This window comes from Flaviaestuariibacter terrae (assembly GCF_054777635.1).
In genome coordinates, this window is sequence record NZ_BAAHAL010000008.1 from 1614638 (window position 1) to 1637282 (window position 22645).

Consider the following 22645-nt stretch of genomic DNA (forward strand, 5'->3'; position numbering starts at 1 on the left):
CTGCTCCTGTGTATCCCCGACCTTTGCGCTTTGCTGCCTGCGCCCATTTGCGGAAAGGCTTCCTGCGAACAATACCTGCCCGTCAACCGTATTTATACGGATAAATTTAAAATCAGTTCCCTATGCCCGACTTTATTCGTCAACCCTGGCCCTGGTATGTTGCCGGGCCGCTTATTGGCCTGATTGTGCCGGCGCTGCTGCTGGCCGGTAACAAGCACTTCGGTATTTCCGCCAACCTGCGGCATGCCTGCGCGGCCTGCTTCCCTGCGCGGATACCCTTTTTTCAATATGCCTGGAAGAAGGAGATCTGGAACCTTTTTTTTGTCGGCGGCATTTTCGTCGGCGCCTTCCTCGCACAGCGGCTGCTGGCCAACCCGGCGCCGGTGCTGATCCACCCGGAGCTGGCCAGGGAGCTCGCTGGGTACGGGATCCATCCCCAAGGCGGGCAGTTGCCGCCGGAGCTTTTCAGCTTCGCCAGCCTGTTTACGCTACGGGGGCTTATCCTGCTGGTGGCTGGCGGCTTCCTGGTGGGCTTTGGCACCCGCTACGCGGGCGGATGCACGTCGGGGCATTCGATCATGGGCCTGAGCAACCTGCAGCTGCCCTCGCTGATCGCAACCATCTCGTTCATGGCAGGTGGCTTTCTCATGGCCAACTGGATCCTGCCGTTTATCCTGTCCCTGTAAGAATGTAATACCCTGCCTTCATGGAAAAAATAACCGTATTGAATCCGCAAGCGGATACCGATTTTGAAGTGCGCAGTCTCGATACGATGTGCGTCAACGAATCGGAGATCGTGCACCCCTGGTGGTACAATTTGAAATACCTGTTGATCGGCGCCGTATTCGGTATCGTGTTCGTCAAGGCCGAGATCATTTCCTGGTTCCGTATCCAGGAGATGTTTCGCCTGCAAAGCTTCCATATGTACGGCGTCATCGGCTCGGCTGTCGTGGTCGCGATGATCTCGGTCGCGCTTATCAAACGCTTCCGGGTAAAAACGATTCACGGCGAGCCGATCCGCTTTCACCCGAAGAAATTCAGCAAGGGGCAGGTCTACGGCGGCCTGCTGTTCGGCTTTGGCTGGGCAATGACCGGGGCTTGCCCGGGGCCGCTGTTTGCCCAGATCGCCTCCGGCTTCGGCGTCGTGTCGGTTGTGTTGCTGAGCGCGATCGCCGGCACCTGGGTGTACGGCTATTTCCGCGAGCGCCTGCCACACTGAGGCATTGCCGGACGTCTTCCGGATCTTCGTGGCACAGTGCTCAGCGCGCGCAATGAAAAACCCTGACGGGCGGTCAGGGTTTTGCGTTTTTTTGTGGCCTCGCCAGGAATCGAACCTGGATCTGGAGCTTCGGAAACTCTCATACTATCCATTGTACTACGAGGCCGGGCCGGCAAAGATAGGGGGAAAAGGGGGTTCTAAGGTTCCGGAGGTACTGCTGGTTCTGAGGTTGCCTGTAATAGCTGGCTTCGGTTGTAAATCCTCCGACCCTTGCCGGGCACGATAGTATAGGTGCCCCATTCCGTCGCCTTCTCCGAACTACAAACCACAAACTACAAACTCCCAAACTCCCAAACTCCAAACGCCAAACTGGTCCTATTTGATCAACCCATGCGCATTCGTCGCAAAGATCTTCACCGCGATGGCGAGCAGCACCACGCCAAAGAACTTGCGGATGGCGAGGAGCCCTGACGGGCCCAGGAGCCGCTCGATATGGCGGAGGGAATGAAGCACCAGGAACACGAACAGCAGGTTGGCCAGGATGCCCAGCAGCAGCGTGGTATAATCGTAGTTGGCCTTCAGCGAGATGATCGTGGTGAGCGTGCCCGAGCCGGCAATGAGCGGGAAGGCGATCGGCACCACCGTGGCGGCCCGGGCCTCCGACTCGCCCTTGAAAAATTCAACGCCCAGCACCATCTCGAGTCCGACGATGAAGATCACGATCGAGCCGCCGACCGCGAAGGAATTGACTTCCAGGCCCAGCAGGCTCAGGAACGGCTTGCCCAGGTAAAGAAAGCCGATCATGAGGGCCCCCGAGATCAGCGTGGCGCGCCCCTCGCTGATGCCGCCGTGGCGGTTCTTGAGGGAGATCAATACGGGCACCGCCCCCACGATATCGATCACCGCAAACAGGGTAAAGGTGACCGTCAGCAGCTCGTTGATGTTGATAGGCATCGGCGAAGGGTTTGCAGCAAATATCGGGAGGAGAGAAAGAACGCAGATTTTTTATGATTATTAAGATTTATGCAGATGGCGTTGGGTGCGTCAGCAAATCATAACCAATCCTAACAAATCTGCGTATCGCGCCTGCGCGATCTGCGTTCTTTCTCCCGGGAGTGCCGCTATGCCCCCAGCAGCTCCAAAAACGAGAACAACGTCTCCGGCTGCGGCTCCGTAAAGCAATCATCGGCGCCCTTCGGCGTGGGGTACCCCCGCTGCACGACCGCTCCGCGGCGGAAGGGCACCGGCTGTAGAAATACGGGGCCATCGTATACGAAGGAATGGTACTCGCCATTCTCCCCGCAGGGATCCACGCCCTCCGGCAGGTCGCGGAGGAAGGCGGCGTCGAGCTCGCGGCCGCAGAAGGAGCGGTCGAGGCGGCTCTCGTTGACGCACACGATCACGGCCCGGAAGCCCAGCGCGATAAATTCTTCGAGCAGTGCTTTCGTGTCGAACCCCCACAGCGGGAAGAGGCCTTCGAGACCGGCCTTCGCCAGCTGCTGCAGGCGGTACTGCCGCAGGTCTTCAAGGAAGAGGTCGCCGTAGGCAGCGTGCGTATAGCCTTCGGCCTTCAGCGATGCATGTGTGTCGGCCAGGATGCGCTCGTAGTCGCCCATTGCGGGCTGCGCGGGAAGCCCCATCGTGCGCAGGGGCAGGCCCAACGCAGCGGCCTGCGCTTCAAGCAGCGGACGGGGCACGCCGTGCATCGCGATGCGGCCCGTGGCCTCGTTGACGGCGGTGAGCAGGCAGTCAAAAGAAAGGCCCTGCTGCCGTGCGTAGTGCAGGCAGAGGGCCGAGTCTTTTCCTCCACTCCAGTTGAGGAAGGCTTTCATGTTACTTGAATTGTAAGGTGGCGCCGATCATGAAATTGAAGCGGCGGGAATTATAGCCGTACGCATCGGTATACGTCACGTCGAACAGGTTGCGCAGGTCGGCAAAAAGCTTCAGCGACGGGCGCAGCGAATAGTCGGTGTAAAAGTCGACCGTGCTGTACGCCTCCAGGTCCCTGGGCGTGTCGCCGTAGATGAACTCCTGGCGGCCGCCGACGTGGCGGAACGTGCCGCTGACGGTCCAGTATTTACACGGGTAGAAGCCGGTAGTAAGGCTCACGAGGTCCTTCGGACGGCGAAACAGGTTGTTGTAGGTCGTGTCGCCCTTCACCGAATACGTGAACGTCGACGGGTCGTACAGGTAGCTGTGTGTGTTCACCGTGCCCGTTACCCAGGTATAGCTGGCCGAGGCGAAGTAGCGGCTCGTGCGGGCCTGCAGCTCGAGCTCGTAGCCATGGTCCTGCTGGCGGTTGTAATTGAAATACTTGTCGGTGGCCGAGTTGTAGTCGATACCGTTCTTCGTATCGCGGCTGAAGTAGGCAGCGCGGAGCATCAGCTGGCGCACGGGACGCACTTCCACGCCGGCGTCGATCGTCGTCGACTCTTCGGGCTTCAGCGCGCGCACACCGGCAAAGCCGTCGTACAGCTGGTACAGCGTCGGCACCTTGTAGCCCGAGGCGATGTTGACGAACAGCTTCACCTGGCCCGCGATGCGGTAGGAGGGGTTGAAGCTGTAGGTGAAGTTGTCGCCGTAAAGCGAATGATGATTGTAGCGGCCACCGAGCTCCGCGCTGAATCCTTTGACGTCCTTCATGAGGAGCGAGGCAAAGACCGCGGTCTGCGTGGCCTTCGCCGAATCCTTATCCAGCTTCGTTTCATACAAACCGAAGGAGCTGTGCGACCCGTAATACTGGTCGGTGTTCTGCAGGCGCAGGTCGGCGCCGCCAACCAGGTCGAAGTGATCGGAGAGACGCACGCTCGTGTAGGCTTCGGCGAAATGCGCGCGGCCCGTGTAGCGCTGCCGTGTCCAGTCGCTGAAGCCGGTCACGATGAGCGAGTCGTCCCAGTAGCGGCGCTTCGTGGCGTTGTAGCTGTAGTTGATGAAGAGGCTATTTGCGGCACTGTACTGGATCGTGGCGGCAACGCCTGCGCTCGCCTGGTCTACCTTGAGGGTATAGTCCTGCTCGTCTTTGAAGGCGCCCCCGTCGAGGTCGGTCAGGTAATGCGATCCCTGCCCGTATACCCGCAGGTTCACCGTGCGCGACAGCTGGTAGCCGATGGAGGCGGCGAGCGCGTCCTGCCGGTAGCCGTCGTTGTCGAAGCCGCGGCCGCCGACCGTGTCTTCGGCGCTCGAGAAGCCTTCCGACGACAGGCGGTTGTAGGAGGCCGTGTACGTGAGTTTCTTGCCCCGGCCGGCGAGGCTCAGCGCGCCCTTGAACGTGTCCCAGGAGCCGCGGGCGATCGTGGCCGTGCCCTGCAGCGGCGTTTCGGCGCCCTTGCGGCTGATGATGTTGATGACGCCCGCGACGGCGTCGGAGCCGTAGAGCGTGGAGAGCGCGCCCTTCACGATCTCGATCCGCTCGATGTTGTCGACCGCGAGGTTGTTGAGGTCGAAGGAGCCGACGATGGTGGAGGGATCGTTGGCGGGGATGCCGTCGAGGAGGATGAGGGTCTTGCCGATGCCGGCGCCGCGGAGGTACACGTCGGGGTAGGTGCCGAGGTTGTTCTGCGCGCCGATGACGGTAAGGCCGGCCTGCCCGTTGAGCACGTCGGCCACGCTGCGGCCGGCGCTGCGGCGCAGCACGTCGGGGCCGATGACGGTCACGACCTTACCGGTCTCATTGACGTTCTTCGAAAGCTTGTTGGCGGTTACGACCACCTCGGGGAGGGTTCGCTGGGCACTGTCGGTTTGTGCGTACGCATGGCTGCAGCCCAGGACGGCAGCCACGGCAAAAGCTCTTTTCTTCATGGAAAAGTGATTTGAAGTGACTGCTTCCGGTAAAAGGGGAACTAAAAAGTATACACTTTCCATTCCTTGCTTTTCACCCGAAAGCAAAATTGGTTAGATCCCGGCGCGGTGCCGGGATTGCGGGTGCAGCAGGCAGGTCTTCTGGCTTAACCCGGCGGCGCCTTCCCGCTCATTCGAGCAGTGGCGTGAGTGCCTGGAAGGCGGGGAGACATTGAATGAATAATATTTAATGAATAGTGAATAAGTGGGGTCTTCCCGTTATTCAATACTTGTTATTCAATACTCATTATTCAATGGCGACCCGCCTCGGGTCGTACAGCTACGGGGATAGCTCCTGATTCCAACAGGATTCCCTTTTCATCCCGGCGATTTGCGCACCGGGAACCTATTGCGGGGCGAAGATAGGGGAGATGGGAGGACGGCACAAAAAAGCCCGCCGTTGTGCGGAGGGCTTGCGGTTTATTGGTTCGACGTGATTCAGGCGCTTGCGGCAGGTGGCGTCGCGGCGGCTTCGGCGCGGCCGGCGCGCTGGGCCAGCACGCGCCGCTGCGTGTCGGTGAGGGTACTGATCTTCCGGGAGAGGTCGTCGAGGCCCTGCTCGCCCATGATGCGGGCGGCGTCGAGTGTGCGGAGGAAACTGTCGTAGGCGCCGGCCGTTTCGGTGCGCTTCTGGATCATGGTAAAGGCGAGCTCCTTGCGGGCCCCCTCCTCGTTGCGGGCGAGGAAGCGCTCGCGGAAGCGGTCGTTGACGGCCTTCAGCGGCGCGATCCAGAGTGCGGCGCCGGTGCGGCTGATGGCATCCTGCAGCTCGGGGCGGGCGAGGTCGTCGAGCAGCGAATGGATCGTGGCCGACTCCTCCGCATAGGGCTTGCGGGTGATGTCCGCCGCCGTGCCGTAGTTGTCGATGCAGTGCAGGAGCGCGGCGCTGTACTGTTTGAGGGCGGCGTCGTTGTGCCAGCTGAAGGAGCGGCAGAAGGTCAGCAGGCCGGTGAAGAGGTCGTCGCGCTCGCCGTCGAGGTCGATGAGTTCGCGGGTAACAAGCGACGAGGGATCGCTCTTGTGCAGGGCCTCGAGCCCGTCGACGCATGCCCGGAGTGTGGAGGCCGTTTCGGCAACCTTTGCGGGCAGTGGCCCCGCTTCGGCGGCAACCTGGAGGATCTGGGACAGGAACTCGATGAGTTCGGCATTGTGGAGGCGTTTGAAGCCTAGTTTCTGGGTCATAATGCAAGGGGTTTTGGAACATTAATTTACAAAACCCACGGCAGGGGACAAACGAAACCCGCATTTTTTTGACTTGCGGCGGCACGCACCGGCTTCAGGGGATTGCCTGCCCCGCGGGAATGCATTCCCGGCCGGGAGCGGCGTGCTGCAGTCGCAGGCCGGGGTGTTCCCGGCCGGGAGCGGGCTGTTGCACAGGCCGCAGCAGGTCATTCCCGGGCGGGAGCGGGTTGTCGCACTTCGTGTAAAGGGCAGTCCCGGGCGGGGATGGCTAGTTGCAGGGCTGCGGGATGCTTGCGCCGGGTGGGAAAGACTTGTTGCGGGTGATGTAGCCTGGAAACGCCTGCAAGTGTTTGCGGTGTGCTGCGGGTAATGCTCTAGAGACAGGTTCATTGCGGAAAGCCGTGCAAAGAGGCTGCTTGCCGCAATGGGTTGCGTATATTTACGTGTTGTGCGCAATCCAAAAGACCCGGCACCAATTATGAGCCAATACAAGAAACCATTATTTTTATTTACGACGCTATTCTGTGCTTTTATCATTTTCGGCTGTGGAGGTTCTGTTCAGATGAATTCGCCTGGTGTGCAACCTCAGTTCGATCGCTACGGTGATAGTTTATTCATCAATCTTAAGAAAGCCTACAATTTGAGTAAGCTTGAGGTTACATCAATGCATGATGATAAGTCGGGGAAATCAAAGCTTGTTATCGAACTTTTCAATGGAGCAGGTTTATCTTCTTCGAGCCCGCAATTAAAGGGGCTAGGGGAACTGGTCGCTCAACGAACTAGTGAGCACCTTTTGAACGGATCTGAATTTCCTGCTATGGAAGTACTTTTTACTACAAACTCTGTGATAAAGTCGAGCACAATTACCTATCGGATGGAGAGACCTCACTAAAAGGCGCCTCGACGGACAGCGCACAACATGGGCTGTTGCGCTAGCCTACAGTCTCAAAGCATTTAGCTAACTTAGTTTGACCGGCCAGCGCAAAGCCCTGGTCGTTATGCGCCACACGGCAACTGTCCTTATGCGAAGAAGAATCTTACCCATCACGTTAATCGTTATTGCCAGGATAATCATGTCGATTTACATGTGCAATAGCGCAGTTGATAAGGCGGCTGCAGGACATTTATACTCGGATGTAGCTGCTATTCCCTATCGTAAAGTTGGTTTACTGCTGGGAACAAGCAAACAACTTGCTGGAGGGTGGGAGAACCTTTACTATAAATACCGGATTCAGGCAGCAACTGCCTTGGTTAAAGCAGGAAAAGTCAAATACCTGATCATCAGCGGGGACAACGGCCGAAAAGACTACAATGAGCCGGAGATGATGCGCTCCGACCTGATCGCAGCGGGTGTAGATTCCAGCCGAATCTTTCTGGATTATGCCGGCTTTCGCACTTTTGACTCCATGGTACGGCTGCGCGAGATCTTCAGTCAGGATTCAGTTACAGTGATTTCACAGCCCTTTCATAACGAAAGAGCGCTTTTTATTGCTTCGAAAGAGGGTATTTCTGCAATTGGCTTTAACGCCCGCGACGTAAGTGCACGCACTGGGTTTCGTGTTCAGGTAAGGGAACGCCTTGCCAGGGTGAAGTTATTCCTGGATTACTTACTGGGAAAGCAACCTAAGTACCTTGGCCCTAAAGTCGACCTGCCCTCTTGATGTGCGGCGCATAACATGGGCTGTTGCGCTAGCCTAGTGTCTCAAAGCAAAACGCTAACTTAGTTCGACGGCCAGCGCAAAGCCCTGGTCGTTAGCAGCTATTGCCGGCAGGCAGTTTTTATGCGACGAGATTTTGTTTAACATGACAACCAACTGGAAAGAACTTGCTTTACAACTTGGCTCGTTGAGAGACGATGGATCCGAAATCGGTGGTGACAACATAGCACAGGCCGCATTAGAACGAATCCTTGGCACTGAGTGGGTCGCTTCAGCGGTAGATCAAATCGTGACATTCAAGCCCGGGTCAGAATTGGCCATGAATTGTTTACGCCTTATTTGCTCCTATGAAGCCGCCAATTACGCTTTTTCGATTTACAAGTCATCCAAAGGTGATCGAGCAGGCCGAGCCGTCTGGCTTATCAAGCATATCGCACATCCAGATACTATTTACTGGGTAGACGAGTTCCTTGGAGACGAAAATGTCGCACATTGGGGTTTAGGGCTTTTGGACCAACTTGTTTGGTGTGATAGGATTACTGACCCCGAGCGTGCTACGGCACTATTGGAAAAGGCGGCTGGGCTTTATAACGGAGCCCTTGCGTCGCAAGTCGAGCTTATTAGGTCGAACCTCACTCCAGGCAACATCTGCTAACAGGGGCTGTTGCGCTAGCCTGCAGTTTCAAAGTTGTGAGCTAACTTAGTTCGACCGGCCAGCGCAAAGCCCTTGCCGTTAGCCGCCATAGTAACAGTCATTAAGTTCAAATGAAAAGACTGCTTGTTAGTATTATATTTTGTTTCTCTGTCATAACTTGTTTTTGCCAGGCTGGTAATGAATGTCTACCAGTGACCATGAAAGGATATATGCTTGACATAAATGGTGACAAAGTTTTTCAACAAGCGGATGATAGCCTTGGCGGTGTGTGGACTGCCCTGAACAAAAAATCGTTTGGTATTTGGTGTAACACAATTGCCGATGTTCTATCCCCTTCGATGGATAGCTTAGGGCAGGCTGAAGAGGTGAGTGTTTTCTATCCAGATGACTCAAGGGTTTTGACTGCCAGATTTTCCTATTTCTACTGTACGATTAGGATATCAATGTGTTTTATTGGAAAGGACACGAATGACTTCAAATTGCTCGACAATCCGAGGTATGAGATTTTGCGCTATGGCAAACCTTACCCCGTTCGAAATTTTTGGGTTCGCGAGTTTCTTCAAGAAGTTATTCCTGCGCGGATAGACGACCTTCGCAAAATGTACCACTTTTATTGGGGCAGGGGTTATACAGTCCCTAACTGGCTCGACGAGGAGATTGATCGACGACTCCGCAGGAACGGCCGCTAACATGAACTGTGTCGATCCAGCATGGATTTACAGATTTAGATTCCTGCCTAGCCCGCAGTCAGTCTACTTAGCGTGTGCAAAGGCTTGCCGTAAAACTTCATCTCCGGAGCAGCGCAATGTTCGAGCGACTTGAGTTATCACACGCCCATTTTTTCTTTTTACCTTACCGGCAATAACCCCCGTTATGTCACCTTACCTAACCTACTTCGGGCTCCTGGCGCTCACCGTATACATTCTGTTCCTCGTATCGCGGCGGCGCAGGCGCGAGGCCATCCCGTCGCTGGAGCAGCAGCAGGGGCGGCTGCAGGCGTTCAAGCGCGGCGCCGATCGCTACCCTGTCGACTTCGACCGCTGCGATTTCCGCGACCGCTCCTATGCCGAGGAAGTGCCCGAGGATATCTCCGACCTGCAGATGGCGGCAGGCGTGTTGGCTGCCGGTCCGCTCGTGATGGCCTCCAACCGCACGGAGCTGCAGGAGACCGTGCAAACGCTTCTCTACTACCAGGATCCCGCCGTCCTCGCCGGCCGGCGGCTGGCGCAGGTGCTGCCTATCGATCCCACCACGCTCAGGTACCATGTGCTCGAGGGGCATGTGTTCCTGTACGTCAGCCGGACGAAGCCGGGTCAATACCTCTTTGCACTTGAAGAGCCCGCACCCTGATCCGGTCCGCTGCTCCATCTTTGCACATCATAACCGTCAAGACAATGGCAACCACCGCAACCAAAAAACTAACCGCAGCGCAGCGCGACGAGCTGCTCGCAACACTCAAAGCCCGGTTCGAAAAACATCCGCAGCGTCATAAAGGCATCCCCTGGGCCGACGTGCAGGCCCGTCTCGAAGCACAGCCCGGCCGCCTCGCGTCGCTGTACGAGATGGAGCGCACGGGCGGCGAGCCCGATGTGATTGGCTCCGAGGGTGATGCTTACCTTTTCGTGGATTGCGCCGCCGAGAGCCCGAAGGAGCGGCGCAGCCTCTGCTACGACCGCGCGGCCCTCGATGCCCGCAAAGAGCACAAGCCCGCCAACAGCGCCCACGACGTGGCCGCGGCCATGGGCATCGAGCTGCTGAGCGAAGAGCAGTACCGGCAGCTGCAGGAGCTCGGCCCTTTCGATACCAAGACCTCGAGCTGGGTGCAAACACCAGACGCCGTACGCAAGCTCGGGGGCGCGCTCTTCTGCGACCGGCGCTACAACCTCGTGTTCGTGTACCACAACGGTGCCGAGTCTTACTACGCGGCCCGGGGCTTCCGCGGGATGCTCCGCGTGTAAGGGCAACCGTAGAATTACTGCCGGGGCGACCGCGCCGCCTCTGGATGAGCACGGCCGGGCGGCCCTTTATTTTGCCAGCCCGGCAAGGGAAGTGCGCTGCGTAACGTTTACCTTTAAGAAGCTTTTATTTCCGTCCCGTTGAACACCGTTCCGCCCGAGGAAACGCTGCTGCTTTTATTTTTTTACCTAAAATCAATAGCCATGCGTACGCTTCTCAAGGTTTCAATGGACATCAACGCCGGCAATGCCGCCATCGCCGACGGCTCGCTCCAAGGCATTATCGAGCAAACCATCGAGCGCCTCCAGCCGGAGTGCAGCTTCTTTTATTCCGAACACGGCAACCGCGCCTGCTTCATGGTCTTCGACCTTAAAGACGCGTCCGACATCCCCGCCATCGCAGAGCCCCTGTTCACCCACCTGCAGGCCCGTGTCGAGTTCTGCCCGGTGATGAACCATGCCGACCTGCAGAAAGGCCTGAAGGCCGCGTTCAGCTCCCGGCTCCAGGAAGCCGCGCACTAACGATGGCAGCTCCGGCTAACGGGCCGCGCTCCATCGGGGCGCGGCCTTTTTTGTGAAGCATACCGGCGCTTCCTGCACGGACATAGCATCCAATACGGCGCAACCTCGACGAGGTCGGTTATATTTAGTGTAGGTATGGCTACAGTAATGGACCGATCTTCCTTGTCGCGGCGCGGCCGGCGCTTTCCTTCGGGAGGACGCCTCGTCTTGCTGCTGCTATTCGGCGCGCTCCTGCTGCTGGCCGTTGGTTACGCGCTGCCGGAGCGCCGTGTCACTTTGTCCGGCCCGCATTTCCATTTTCGTTACAGCCGCGGCATCGACACGGCTACGATGGGGTCGCTGGCCGCTGCGCTCGAAGAGAGCTACCCGCGGATCGCGGCGGACCTCGCAACAACTCCCGCAGCTATTATCGAAACCAACGTCTACGCGGAGCGCTGGCGCTATGTAAAGGCCACGGGGCATTGGAGCGCTTCGGGTAATATCGAGGGCGTTGCGAAGCTTCATTTCGTGGCGCAGGCCTGGAGCGAGCCCGACAGCCGCAAGGTGGCCGTGCACGAGTTCGCCCATTCCGTTGTGCTGAAGCTCCTCATCGACAACGAGCCCCGGCCACTGGATGCGGCCCGCTTCGACAAAAAGTTTGCAGCGTTTCCCACCTGGCTCTGGGAAGCCGTGGCCGTATACGAAGCGGGCCAGTTCGTGGATCCGCGCAGCCTGCCCTGGCTCGCGGGCGGGCACTACCCGGGCATCGCGGAGCTCGATAGCCGCGCGCAGGGCGGAAAGATCTACAGCTGCGGCTTCACGCTTGTGGCGTACATCCGGGCGCGCTATGGGCAGGAGGGGCTGCTTCGACTTCTCCGCAACTGGGGCGACATCGGCAAAACCTTCGGCGTTACGCCCGCGCAGTTTTCGGCCGGCTGGTATGCCTTTCTGCAGGCCCGCTATGGGCTGCCGGCGCCTGTCGCAACCGGCCACCGCAATTGTCGCGTCCGCCCGGCGTCCGGCTCTTGTCCGTTGCCGAAATTTGGCTGATAAATCAATACCCGTATGCGCAGAATTATTGTCTTGTCGATGATCACGCTCGACGGCGTGCTGCAGGCACCCGGCGGCCCCGACGAGGACCGGTCGGGCGGATTTCCATATGGCGGCTGGGTGGCTCCCTATAGCGACGAAGCCTACGGCAAGGCCGTGCAGCAGGAGTTGCAGCCGGCCGACTACCTACTGGGCCGCAAGACCTTCGAGCTCTGGGCCGGCTACTGGCCGCAGCACGGCGACTTCTGGCCCGGTATCAACGAGGGCACGAAGTACGTATTCTCGAAAAATCTTTCGCCCACTGATCCCCTTGTTACCGGCTGGAAAAATTCCGTCGTCGTCAACAGCGTGGACGACATCCGGGCGCTGAAGCAAATGGACGGCCGCGACATCCAGGTATGGGGCAGCAGCGCCCTCGTGCCGCTCCTGCTGGAGCACAACCTCGTCGACGAGCTGCGCCTCAAGATCCACCCGCTCACGCTCGGGCAGGGCAAGAAGCTTTTCGGCAGCGGTACGAATGCTGCTGCTTTCAAATTAACCGAAAGCGTGGTCACGCCAACTGGTGTCATCATCGCTACCTACCAGCGCGCGGGCGAGGTAACCACCGGCACGGTTGGCGTGTAGGCTTCCAGCTATCAACCAACTACCCATAACACAAACAAGCCGCCCTCATCCGGGCGGCTTGTTTGTTTCTTTTACTCCCCTTCCATTAGGGAAGGGGGCGGGGGATGGGTCTTGCGGGCGTGGGCCGCCGGCCGAAGCCTTTGGCGCCGGACGAGAATGGGTCTACTCCTTCAGCATCCGCAGCGTCTGCTTCCCGCCATCCGCATCGGTAACAGCCAGGAAGTACACACCGGCGGGCTGTGCCGACAGCGGTACGCTGATCGTTTGCGTGCCGGCGCCGAGTGTGCTCCGCTGCTGCCAGAGCGCGCGGCCCTGCGCGTCGAAGAGTGCGAGCTGCACGGTGCCTGCCTGTGCGGCGGTCAGCTGCACCGATGCGTTGCCGCGAACCGGGTTGGCACCGAAGGTCGCCTGCAGTCCGCCCGTGGCGCTGCCGTCGCTGAGACGGATCACCGACGTATAGCTGTAGCGGCCGTCGAGATCGGTTTGGCGGATGCGGTAGTAGCGCGTACCCTGCGCGTTGCGGCGGGTATAGTGGTAGTGATTGTCGATCGTGCTGTTGCCGGCGCCGGCCACGGTGGCTACGGCTGTGAAGTTGCGGCCGTCGCTGCTTTCTTCCACCGTAAATCCTCCATTGTTGCTCTCCGTGGCGGTGCTCCATTGCAGCTCGTCGGAGCCGCTGCGGCGCTGGCCGCTGAAGGCGAGCCAGGTTACGGGCAGGGGATCCACGTAGTTGCGTACCGAGAAGGGCGAGAAGCTCGTGAAGCCGCTCCGCGTGAGCGTATAGGGATTGCTGCCCGAAGCCGAAAGAGCCACGGTGCCGTAATCCCAGGTGCTGCCGCCGAAGTGGGCGAGGCGCGTCGTGCTGCGTGTAAAGCCCGTGAGCTCCAGGGTGGCGGGCCACTGCAGCGTAACCGTGGCGTTGGAGCCGCCGGCTACGGCTTCGTCGATCACCCAGGTGGCGTTGACGGCGCTGTTCATTTTGAGTGAGCCGCTTTCACCGGCCACATAGGCGAGGTCTTTCACGCGTACGCTGATATTGTCGGCCGTGGAGCCCGCGGCAAAGGCGATCGTTGCGGGGATGTAATCGTTCGTCGTACCCACGGGGTAGCTGCGCGATGTGCTCGCCGCGATGGGCTGCACGAGTGCGCCCGCGGCGCCCGCCACGATGTACTTGGCCGAGGTGGCACCGCTGATGCTGCCGCTGCTCACCGTGAGGCTGTAGGCGCCCAGCGTGACCTTGCCGGTGCTGAGTGCCAGCGTGCCACCCACGCTTACGGCGCTGCCGAGAGAGAGGCCCGCGTCGTTGCTGAGGGTCATGTTGTTGAAGGCATCGGTAGCCGTAACGGTCTGCGCGCTTACGCCGTTGAACAGGATCGTGCTGCCGGTGCTTGTAAAGGTGCCGCCGGTCTGGAGCCAGTTGCCGCCGATGTTGTGGGTAAACGAGCCGGCCGTGAACGAGCCGCCGCTGATGGTCATATTCTTCAGGAGCGTGAGTGCCGCCGACGTGGTCTTGGCGCCCGCCGTGATCTCCAGGCAACCGTAGGTAACGGTGGGGGAGAGGGCCTGTGTGCCGCCGTAGTATTCCACCACGCTGAACGAATCCAGCTGGTACGTGGTAAAGGCCGGGAGCGTGCTCGTGCTGCCAATGCGCAGGCGCGCGTAGTTTTCGATCGTAAGCGTGTTGGGCGTATTCACCGCATCCTGTGTCAGCGCGAAGGCGCCCATGTCGAGGTTACCCGAGCTGACGTTGAGGTCGGTAATGCCGATGATGTTCTTCTGCAGGGTGAGCGAGTAGCCGCTTGTTTTTTCAATGTCGAAATCGGCAAGGGTCAGCGAGGAGGCTGAGCCCGTGAGGTTGCCGTTGATGGCGCCGTTGAAGGTCACGCCGGCGAGGCTCGCGTCGACCGTGCCGTTGATCGTGAGGTCGTGGCTTACGTTGAATTCCGAGTTGACCGTCAGCGCGGCACCCGTGTTTACCAGCATGTCGTAGAGCGTGGTGCTGGGCGATCCCGAGATCTGGGCGGTTGCCGAGGTGAAGATGAAGTTCGACGTGCCGCCGTTGAGCGTACCGTTCGATTCCATGTTGCCGGCGAGCGTGTAGGTATTCGCGCCGGCGTTGAAAACGCCGTTGTTGTCGATCGAGAAGGTGCCGCTGATGTTCGACCAGTTGGAGGAGGGCGACACGGCGTTCGTGTTGCTGATGATCACGTGGTCCAGCGCCGTCGGCGTTCCCGAAACGGTCAGCGCGCCTGTGCCACCGAATTGCACGGTGCCGGTGCTGCTGAAGGTATTGCCACCCGAGTTGGTGCCCAGGTTGGCGGTCTTCGCGGTCGAGGGGCTGAAGAGGAGCGTACCGCTGCTCGTCACCACGCCGTTGTTGGTAAAGTTGCCCGCGATCGTATGCGTGGCCACGCCGCCGTTGAAGGAAGCGCCGGAGGCGATGGTGAAGGGCCCGAGGATCGTCCAGTTCACCGAAGGACTGATGCCGCCCGTGTTGTTGATGTTGAGCGTGGCGAAGGTGGGCGTGCTCGTGGAGTTGAGTGTCGGGGCCACCGTGCCGTTGAAGTTGATGACACCCGTGGAGGTCGACGTGATCGCGTTGATCAGCTGGATCGTCTGCGCCTGCGTGCCGGCGAAGGTGGTGGTGCCGCTGCTTACAAGCGAGCCGCTGTTCGTGAGGTTGCCGTACAGCACCGCGGTGCCGCTGCCCGCGTCGAAGGATCCGCCGTTGGCTACGATGGTCAGCGGACCGTTGTAGGTGATATCGCTGCCGGCAACGGTATAGGATCCGTACACCGTGAGCTTGTTGAAGGTCGTATTGCCCGTGATCGTTTTGCTGCTGCCCATCGCCAGCACCGCGCCGCTCGAGGGCGTGAAGGTGCCGCTGTTGGTCCAGTTGCCGTACAGCGTCAGGTTATGCGCAGCCCCGTCGAGGGTAGCGCCGCTGCCGATGGAGAGGTTGCCCTGCACGGTAGCCGGCGCCGCCAGCGTTTTCGTGCCGCCGTTGGCGAACGACAGGTTACCGTACGAGATGCCCGATACGCTCTGGGCCACCGTTCCGTTGTACACTGTGTTGCTCGCCGAGCCGAACGTGTAGTACGTATAGTTGGCGGGGAAGTTGGCCGCGCCGCCTACATAGAGTGTGGCTCCGTCGGCGAGTTGCAGGGTGCCGCCGATGGTATTGCGGTTGGCCGTGAAGGTCTTCATGTCGAGCGTGCCGGCTGTAATGAGCAGGTCGCTGTTGAGGGTCAGGTTGCCGGTCAGCGTGGCCGTTCCTGAAGCCTTGTTGATGATGATTTTGTTGAAGGCGGTCGACGAGATGCTCTGCGCGCCCGTGCCATTGAAGGTGGCGCTGCCGCCGTTGGGAAGGTAGGTGCCGTTGTTGGTCCAGTTGCCGCCCACCTGGATGGAAGTGCGGTTGGTGGCGAAGGCGCCGGAGGCGACCGTTACATCACCCACGATCGTGGTGGGTCCGGAGAAGTCGAAGGTGCCGGCCGAAACGAGGAGGTTGCCGCTCACCGTGGTGCTCGCAAGCGGGTTGGTGGTGGCCGTGGCCGCCGTCTTGTTGATCACGAGCTGGTTGTAGGTAACGCCACCCACGCTCTGGTAGTTGCCGCCGTTGTAGGTAACGGTGCCGCTGCCGGCGCTAAAGGTGCCGCTGCTGTAGGTGAAGTCGCCGCCGATCGTGAGGCCACCCGCGCCAGTGAAGCTGACGTTGGCGCCGCCGCTCTCGGTGAGCGAGCCGCTGAGGCTCACGGTACCGCTGCCGATCGAAAGGTCGATGGCGTGGCCGGTGGTTCCGTCGCTGAGAAGGATGTTGCCGTTTACAGTAAGCGTTTGCGCGCCTACGCTGATCGAGTGGGTCACGTTGCTGCTCCAGGAGCCGGAGATATTGCCCTGCGTTGTCAGCGAGCCGCCGGACGCCATGGTCAGGATGGCCGCCTTTGCACTGCCGAACAGGATGCTTTTGGCTTGCGCCGCCGTCGAGATCGTCGGCTGGTTGGTAAAGGCGAGGTTGCCGATCTGCACGATATCGTTCGCCGAAGGCGGGAGCGAGGGCGAGCCCTGCGTCGTCGTCCAGTTGGCGGCGTTGTTCCAGTCGGTGCTGGCCGAGCCGTTCCAGCTCACCACGTTCGATACCGACGAAAGGGTCCAGGTGCCGGTAACGGTGCTAATGCCGCTTTGCTCGGCGTAGTTCGACGTTGTGTTGTTGGTTGCCGTGGCGCTCGTCACCCAGCTGCTGCCGTTGTAGCGATAGAGCTGCAGGCCGCTTTCGGTATTTCCGTTCAGCTCCACGTCTTCATAATGGAGGCGCAGCTTCGCGGAGGTATAGGTGCCCGTGACGCTCACCGTATAACTACGGTTGATGGCCGATCCGAAGGGGAAGCTGGATACATTGCCCTGCGTTACCACGACGGTAACGGCGGTAATGCCCGAGGCGCCGGTGAAGTTGATCACGTTGTCGGCGCCCTCGAAGGCGTAGTCGGTACCCGAGCTGAAGCTGTGTACGCGCTCGATGGTTCCGTAGATATAGCCGCTGCCGCTGCGGGTGCCGGTGATGCTGATCTTGCTGGTCTGCGTGCGCAGGATGCCGTTGGTCATGTTGAGCGTCGGCGTCGTCATGTTGTTGGCGAGGAACACGGAGTTGGTCGCGTTCGTCTTGTTGATCGTAAGTACGTTGAAGGTCGTAGCACCCGTCAGCGTGGCATCGTTGCCGCCGCTGAGGGTAATGCTGCTGCTGCCGGCCGTGAAGCTGCCGCTGTTGGTCCAGTTGCCCTTCACGGTATGGGTAAAGGCGCCTGCGGCGAACGTGGTGCCGGAGGAGATCGTCAGGTCGGTATTGACCGTGATGGCCGCGGCGGCGGTCTTCGTGCTGCCGTTCGAAAGGGTCAGGTTGTCGTAGGTGGCGCCGCTGATGTTCTGCAGGCCGCTTCCGTTGTAGATCACGGTGTTGGGCGTTGTTGTCGTGGCGTTGAGCGTGCCCGAGCCGAGGCTCAGCGCGCCGGCAATGCCCATGCTGGAGTTTGCCGCCAGCTGCAGCGAGGAGGTTCCGCTGAGCGTTACATTAAAGAGGCTCGCCGTGCCGTTGTACAGGCAGGTGCCGCTGAAGGTGACCGTGCCGGCGCTCGCGGCCAGCGAGCCCGTTACGTCGAGTGTGTTGCCGATCGTAAAGGAGGTGGCGGTCGTCAGCGAGCCGGTGGCCGAAAGGGTATTGAGCGAAATGCTGCCCGCGCCCGAGATCGTTTTGCCCGAGCCGCCCATGACGAGGATGCCGCTGCTCGTCAGCGAGCCGGCTACCGACAGGTTTCCCGACAGGGTAAAGCCCGAAGAGGCGGTCACCGAGCCGGTGCCCGTGACCGTAAGGTCGTTGAGGGTAATGTTGCTTCCGGAGATCGTTTTGCCCGATCCGCTCATGCTGATGGCGCCGCCCGTGTGGGTAAACACGCCCGAGCCCGTTGTTGCCAAGTTGCCCGTCAGGCTGATGCTGCTGACGCTGCTCGTGGTGCCGGAGGCGGCGATCGTAAGGTTGTTGAGCGACCAGGTGCCCGTGCCGCTGAGGCTTGCGCCGGCGCCGGCCATTGTAAGCGTGCCCGTGCCGCCGTTGATGCTGCCGTTGTTCACGAGGTTGCCGCCCACCTGCACCGTCCAGCTGTTTTCCGTAAGCGTGGTGCCGGTGCCGATCGTGGCCGCGCCGCTGACGGTCATGTTGGCGCCCGCGTTGGCAGTCAACGTACCCGACGTGGTAAAGGCGTTAGCCACCGTAAAGGCGGTCGTCGGGAGCGTCTTCGTGCCGCTGCCCGAGAGGGTCAGGTAGCCGTAGGTTTTGGCCGAAACGGTTTGCGCTGCGCCGTAGTACTCCACGGTGCTCGTATAGCTCAGGGTATTCGTGTTGAAGCCGGAAGGGAAGTTCGACCCGCTGAGACGCAGGGTGGCGCCGTTGGCAACCATCAGGGTGCCGCCGGTTGTTGTTGCGCCGCGGGGAATGCTGTTGCCGGCAAGATCGAGCACGCCGGCATCGACGTACAGGTTGCCCCAGGCCGCGTTCGACGAGTTGAGGCTGCTTAAGCTCGCTGTCAGTGATCGGGTGCCGCTGCCGCTGATACGCAGCGTCGAGTAAGTGAGCGACGAGGAGATCGTCTGTGCGCCCGTAGAATTATAGTCCACCGTGCTGCCGCCGTTCAGGGTGATGGCGCCCGCGAAGTTCGCAGAGAGTGTGGCCGCCGTCACCCGGAGCGTGCCCGTGCTGCTTACCGAGATGGCGCTGGGGATGCTGATGCCGCTCTCCGGGGCCAGCGTGCCGCTGACGGTGATGCCCGTCGCGCTGCTGAAGGCGCTGCTCGCCGTGAGCACTGCGTTGGCGTTGATCGTCACCTTGCGGAAGGCGGTTGTCGAGGTGCCGCTGAGCGTCGCCGCCGTACCCGAGAAGATGGTCGATGCCTGGTTGGCGCTGTAGCTGTAGGTGCCGTTGTTGGTCCAGCTCCCCGACACGGTCAGGGTGGCTTTGCCTTGCTTAAAGGTGCCGTTGCTGTTAATAACCACGGAACCGCTTACGCTCAGGTTCTTGCTGAGGGTGAGGGTGGAAGCGACCGTGCCGCCGAGGGTAAGGCCGGCGCAGGAAGCGCTCGAGGCGACCGTCGGCTGGAAGGCGCCGGTGAAGCTCGCATCGCCGACAACAGCGGCTTTCGTGGCGCTCGGTACGCCGTTGGTCCAGTTGCTGCTGTTCGTCCAGGAAGTACTGGCCGTTCCCTTCCAGCTGGTTTGGGCATTTGCCGCGATCGTGAAGAAGCCAAGCAGGAAGAGTAAAAGGGGTTTCATAAGCGGTGTTTTCGTTTTGAGCTGCGGAATGAACCGCAAAGCTATTTAGCCCGGCTCCCCAGTTTGGGGCGCTCTCGGTGAAATCCGCCTTTGTGTCGCTTAAGGCTGGGTTTTGCCGGCCCCCGTTTACGGGGATTTGCTTAACGAGTATGGGGGATACATTCAGCGGCCTTTAGCTCTGTCATTTTTGACGGCGTAGTTTCGGACCGACACTCTATATTTAGGGCCAGCATTCCGAATGACCCCATCTAAGCCTGGCCTTCGCTTGTTTGATTTCACCATGATCGTCATCTCCCTGGTGATCGGCATGGGCATTTTCCGAACGCCGGTCAACGTGGCGCGCGATGCACCGTCGGTGGGTGTCTTCTTCGCCGTCTGGCTCGCCGGGGGTATCGTGGCGCTCTGCGGCGCCCTTACCTATGCCGAGATCGGCTCTCGTCTTCCCGTGACGGGCGGTTACTACAAGGTCTTTTCCTACGCCTACCATCCTTCGGTGGCCTTTGCCATCAACTGCGTCATCCTCGTATCCAACGCCGCCTCCCTCGCGGGCGTGGCCCTGATCGGCGGGGAATATATTTCAGCGGTGCTGCTGCCGCTTTTCGGGCGGTCGGCCGCCGATGCGAGCCATGGCCTGCAGCTGGCCATCGCGGTAGGCGCCATCAGCCTGTTCTACGGCATCAACCTGCTGGGACTGCGCATGAGCGCCCGCACCCAGAGCGCCCTCATGCTGATCAAGATCACGCTGATCCTCCTGCTGATCCTCCCGATCTTCCTCACCGACGCCGCCGTGCAGCCCGCGCACAGCCTTGCTTCGGCGAAGACCGGGCTCAATCAATACTTGCTGGCTTTCGGCAGCGGCCTCGTGGCCGTTTCGTTCACCTACGGCGGATACCAGCAAACGATCAACTTCGGAGGCGAAGTGCGGAACCCGGCGCGCAACCTGCCGCGGGGCATCTTCCTCGGCATAGCGGTCATCATCGTACTGTACCTCGCCATCAACTATGCCTATGTGCACGTGATCGGCTTCGAGCGCCTCCGCGACCCCGCTACCAGCAACATCGCCGCGCTGATGGCCGCCCGCGTGTTTGGCCCCCGCGCCGAGCAGGTGCTTTCGTTGTTCCTGTTTCTCGGGGTGCTGGGCTATGTCAATGCCCTGCTCCTGAGCAATCCCCGCGTGATGTACGCCATGAGCAAAGACGGGATCCTTCCGCCCGCCTTCCGCCGGCGCCACCCGCGCACCGGGGTTCTCGTTGTTTCGCTGACTATATTTGCGGCTCTTTGCATCGCCATTGTAGGCTGGGCGCAGCAGTTCGACAACGTGTTGAGCTTCTCGATTTTCCTCGATTGCTTTGGAATGATTCTCTCGGCCGGCAGTATTTTCCTGCTGCGTCCGCGCACCCGACACCTCAACGAAACAGGGATATTCCGGATGAAGCTGTACCCGCTGCAACCCGTCCTGTTCATTTGTGCGTATTTATTTGTAGCCATAAGCTTGCTGCGGCAGCAAACCAGGCTTTGCCTGGTCGGCTTGCTGGTAATGGGCCTGTTCATCGGGCTTTATTTCCTGTTTTTCAGCAAGGTCAAAAAGATTGCAGATGCCTGAAGAAGTTCAACATAACCTGAACCCCGGGGAATCGAGGCGCCGCCGCAGAAGCAGCCGCAGCAACGGCAGCCGCGCCGGAAGCGGCCACGGCCACCGCCGGAGCCGCTCGTCGTCCTCCTCATCGACCTCGAAAAATAAGTTTACCATCGGCCAGGCCCTGCTCCTCATCTGGAGCGCCGGCACGCTGGGGACCCTGCTCTACCTCGTCAACGACGTACACCGCGCCCCCCTTCCCGCCGTGGCAGGCCTTGCCGGGGCGGCCCTCATCGGGCTCCTGTTCTTCTTCCGGGGTCTTCGCAAGAAAAAACGCAAGTAATGGAGCTGTCGGAGATCCTCAACGAGCTGGGTGAAGACCGCGCGCTGTACTTCAATGCGGTGGCGCCGCCGATCATGCAGACGAGCAACTTTGCCTTCCGCACGGTAGCCGATCTGCGTACCGCCTTCGCCGACGAGATGGGCGGCTACCTCTACTCCCGCGGACTCAACCCCACGATCGACATCCTGCGCAAAAAGCTCGCGGCGCTCGACGGCGCCGAAGACGCCCTCGTGTTCGCCAACGGTGCCGCGGCAATTTTCGCCGGCGTGCTGCCGCATGTCAGGCAGGGCGATCATGTGATCTCGGTGCGGAATCCCTATAGCTGGGCGCAAAAGACCTTCGACCACATCCTCACGCGCTTCGGCATCGAAACCACTTATATAGATGGCACCGACATACGCCAGTTCGAGGAAGCTCTCCGGCCCAATACGAGCTTTATCTACCTCGAGTCGCCCAACTCCTGGAATTACGCCATACAGCCGCTTGCCGAAGTAGCGGCCCTTGCCCGCGCCCGCGGCATCGTTACGCTGATTGATAACAGCTACGCCACGCCACTGCTCCAGCGGCCCCACGAGCTGGGCATCGACCTGTGCATGCAGACGGCCACCAAGTATATCGGCGGTCACAGCGACACCCTTGGCGGCGTACTCACGGGCACGCACGAGCGCATCCGCCGCATCTTTGAGCTCGACTACCTCGCCATCGGGAGCGGCGTATCGCCCTTCAATGCCTGGCTGCTCCTCCGCGGGTTGCGCACGCTCCCTGTGCGCCTCGAGCGCATCGGCCGCAGCGCCGCCACGGTGCTGGCTTTCCTCAAGGGGCACCCGAAAGTGGCGCGCGTGCTCTACCCGCTCGATCCCGGCTTCCCGCAATACGAGCTGGCAAGCCGCCAGATGAGTGGCGCCGGCGGCCTTATGACCTTTACCCTCGCGGGCGGAACGCCGGAACGCATCACGCGCTTCTGCGAGTCGCTCAAACATTTTCTCATGGCCGTCAGCTGGGGTGGCCACGAATCGCTCATCCTGCCCAGGTGCGCCGGCATTGCGCCGGAAGCCTTCGACGGGGCCAACGAGGAACACCAATACATCCGCCTGTACGTCGGTCTCGAAGACCCCGACTACCTGGTCCGCGACCTCGGGCAGGCGTTGGAGAAGGTTTAGAAAGGTTTGAGAAGGTTCAGGGAGGTTTGGAAAGGTTGCCATCGACCAAACCACAAACTACAAACCACA

Annotated in this window: 19 protein-coding genes, 1 tRNA gene and 1 riboswitch; of the genes, 14 read left to right on the top strand and 6 right to left on the bottom strand. The window is 60.2% G+C overall.

The features are described 5' to 3' along the window. The first annotated feature begins 122 nt into the window (after positions 1 to 122). Positions 123 to 686: a YeeE/YedE family protein gene (locus ACYU7Z_RS15125; RefSeq protein WP_460571949.1), complete on the top strand. Its 564-nt coding sequence runs from the start codon at positions 123 to 125 to the stop codon at positions 684 to 686. 20 nt (positions 687 to 706) lie between these two features. After that, entirely contained in the window at positions 707 to 1219 is a 513-nt protein-coding gene (locus tag ACYU7Z_RS15130; RefSeq protein WP_460571951.1) for a DUF6691 family protein, read from the top strand. A 94-nt stretch (positions 1220 to 1313) separates the two neighbouring features. On the opposite strand, the gene ACYU7Z_RS15135 is transcribed toward ACYU7Z_RS15130, so the two are convergent. The 5 genes from ACYU7Z_RS15135 to ACYU7Z_RS15155 form a co-directional block, all read right to left on the bottom strand. Continuing rightward, positions 1314 to 1385: transfer RNA gene (locus ACYU7Z_RS15135), tRNA-Arg, on the bottom strand. Between the two features lie 209 nt (positions 1386 to 1594). Then, a complete protein-coding gene (locus ACYU7Z_RS15140) occupies positions 1595 to 2173 on the bottom strand; it encodes a MarC family protein (RefSeq protein WP_460571953.1) in 579 nt (192 codons plus the stop codon). A gap of 167 nt (positions 2174 to 2340) precedes the next feature. Further along, positions 2341 to 3051, bottom strand: coding sequence for a Dph6-related ATP pyrophosphatase (locus ACYU7Z_RS15145; protein WP_460571955.1), 711 nt, complete (start codon positions 3049 to 3051; stop codon positions 2341 to 2343). A gap of 1 nt (position 3052) precedes the next feature. Then, complete coding sequence (locus ACYU7Z_RS15150; protein WP_460571957.1) at positions 3053 to 5017, bottom strand: TonB-dependent receptor plug domain-containing protein; 1965 nt, start codon at positions 5015 to 5017, stop codon at positions 3053 to 3055. 114 nt (positions 5018 to 5131) lie between these two features. Next, a riboswitch (cobalamin riboswitch) is annotated at positions 5132 to 5421 on the bottom strand. Between the two features lie 73 nt (positions 5422 to 5494). After that, positions 5495 to 6238 (bottom strand): DUF6261 family protein, encoded by a 744-nt coding sequence (locus ACYU7Z_RS15155; protein WP_460571959.1) that lies wholly within the window; start codon positions 6236 to 6238, stop codon positions 5495 to 5497. 448 nt (positions 6239 to 6686) lie between these two features. On the opposite strand from ACYU7Z_RS15155, the gene ACYU7Z_RS15160 reads away from it, so the two are divergent. The 9 genes from ACYU7Z_RS15160 (at position 6687) to ACYU7Z_RS15200 (ending at position 12681) form a co-directional block, all read left to right on the top strand. Continuing rightward, a complete protein-coding gene (locus ACYU7Z_RS15160; RefSeq protein WP_460571961.1) occupies positions 6687 to 7130 on the top strand; it encodes a hypothetical protein in 444 nt (147 codons plus the stop codon). A 130-nt stretch (positions 7131 to 7260) separates the two neighbouring features. After that, positions 7261 to 7899 (top strand): SanA/YdcF family protein, encoded by a 639-nt coding sequence (locus tag ACYU7Z_RS15165; RefSeq protein WP_460571963.1) that lies wholly within the window; start codon positions 7261 to 7263, stop codon positions 7897 to 7899. Positions 7900 to 8041: 142 nt separating this feature from the next. Next, complete coding sequence (locus ACYU7Z_RS15170) at positions 8042 to 8551, top strand: hypothetical protein (RefSeq protein ID WP_460571965.1); 510 nt, start codon at positions 8042 to 8044, stop codon at positions 8549 to 8551. Positions 8552 to 8748: 197 nt separating this feature from the next. Beyond that, on the top strand, positions 8749 to 9240 hold the full coding sequence (locus tag ACYU7Z_RS15175; RefSeq protein WP_460571967.1) for a hypothetical protein: 492 nt from the start codon (positions 8749 to 8751) through the stop codon (positions 9238 to 9240). A 184-nt stretch (positions 9241 to 9424) separates the two neighbouring features. Then, positions 9425 to 9901, top strand: coding sequence for a hypothetical protein (locus ACYU7Z_RS15180; protein ID WP_460571969.1), 477 nt, complete (start codon positions 9425 to 9427; stop codon positions 9899 to 9901). A 44-nt stretch (positions 9902 to 9945) separates the two neighbouring features. Continuing rightward, positions 9946 to 10509, top strand: a complete 564-nt coding sequence (locus ACYU7Z_RS15185) for a DUF4256 domain-containing protein (RefSeq protein ID WP_460571971.1) — start codon at positions 9946 to 9948, stop codon at positions 10507 to 10509. A 201-nt stretch (positions 10510 to 10710) separates the two neighbouring features. Next, positions 10711 to 11028, top strand: coding sequence for a DUF3303 family protein (locus tag ACYU7Z_RS15190; protein ID WP_460571973.1), 318 nt, complete (start codon positions 10711 to 10713; stop codon positions 11026 to 11028). Positions 11029 to 11163: 135 nt separating this feature from the next. Then, positions 11164 to 12057 carry a hypothetical protein gene (locus ACYU7Z_RS15195; protein ID WP_460571975.1) on the top strand — a complete coding sequence of 298 codons (894 nt, stop codon included), beginning with the start codon at positions 11164 to 11166 and terminating at the stop codon, positions 12055 to 12057. A 15-nt stretch (positions 12058 to 12072) separates the two neighbouring features. After that, positions 12073 to 12681 (top strand): dihydrofolate reductase family protein, encoded by a 609-nt coding sequence (locus ACYU7Z_RS15200; RefSeq protein WP_460571977.1) that lies wholly within the window; start codon positions 12073 to 12075, stop codon positions 12679 to 12681. A gap of 162 nt (positions 12682 to 12843) precedes the next feature. On the opposite strand, the gene ACYU7Z_RS15205 is transcribed toward ACYU7Z_RS15200, so the two are convergent. Further along, on the bottom strand, positions 12844 to 19497 hold the full coding sequence (locus ACYU7Z_RS15205; protein WP_460571979.1) for a T9SS type A sorting domain-containing protein: 6654 nt from the start codon (positions 19495 to 19497) through the stop codon (positions 12844 to 12846). A 238-nt stretch (positions 19498 to 19735) separates the two neighbouring features. On the opposite strand from ACYU7Z_RS15205, the gene ACYU7Z_RS15210 reads away from it, so the two are divergent. From ACYU7Z_RS15210 to ACYU7Z_RS15220, 3 genes are read left to right on the top strand one after another with little or no spacing between them, the layout of a single operon-like run. Then, positions 19736 to 21100 (top strand): APC family permease, encoded by a 1365-nt coding sequence (locus ACYU7Z_RS15210; protein WP_460571981.1) that lies wholly within the window; start codon positions 19736 to 19738, stop codon positions 21098 to 21100. After that, positions 21093 to 21416 (top strand): hypothetical protein, encoded by a 324-nt coding sequence (locus ACYU7Z_RS15215; protein ID WP_460571983.1) that lies wholly within the window; start codon positions 21093 to 21095, stop codon positions 21414 to 21416. The genes ACYU7Z_RS15210 and ACYU7Z_RS15215 overlap by 8 nt, the downstream gene beginning before the upstream one ends. Then, the gene (locus ACYU7Z_RS15220) at positions 21416 to 22576 is read left to right on the top strand and encodes a trans-sulfuration enzyme family protein (protein ID WP_460571985.1); all 1161 of its coding nucleotides are present in this window, start codon (positions 21416 to 21418) and stop codon (positions 22574 to 22576) included. The genes ACYU7Z_RS15215 and ACYU7Z_RS15220 overlap by 1 nt, the downstream gene beginning before the upstream one ends. The last annotated feature ends 69 nt before the right edge of the window (positions 22577 to 22645 follow it).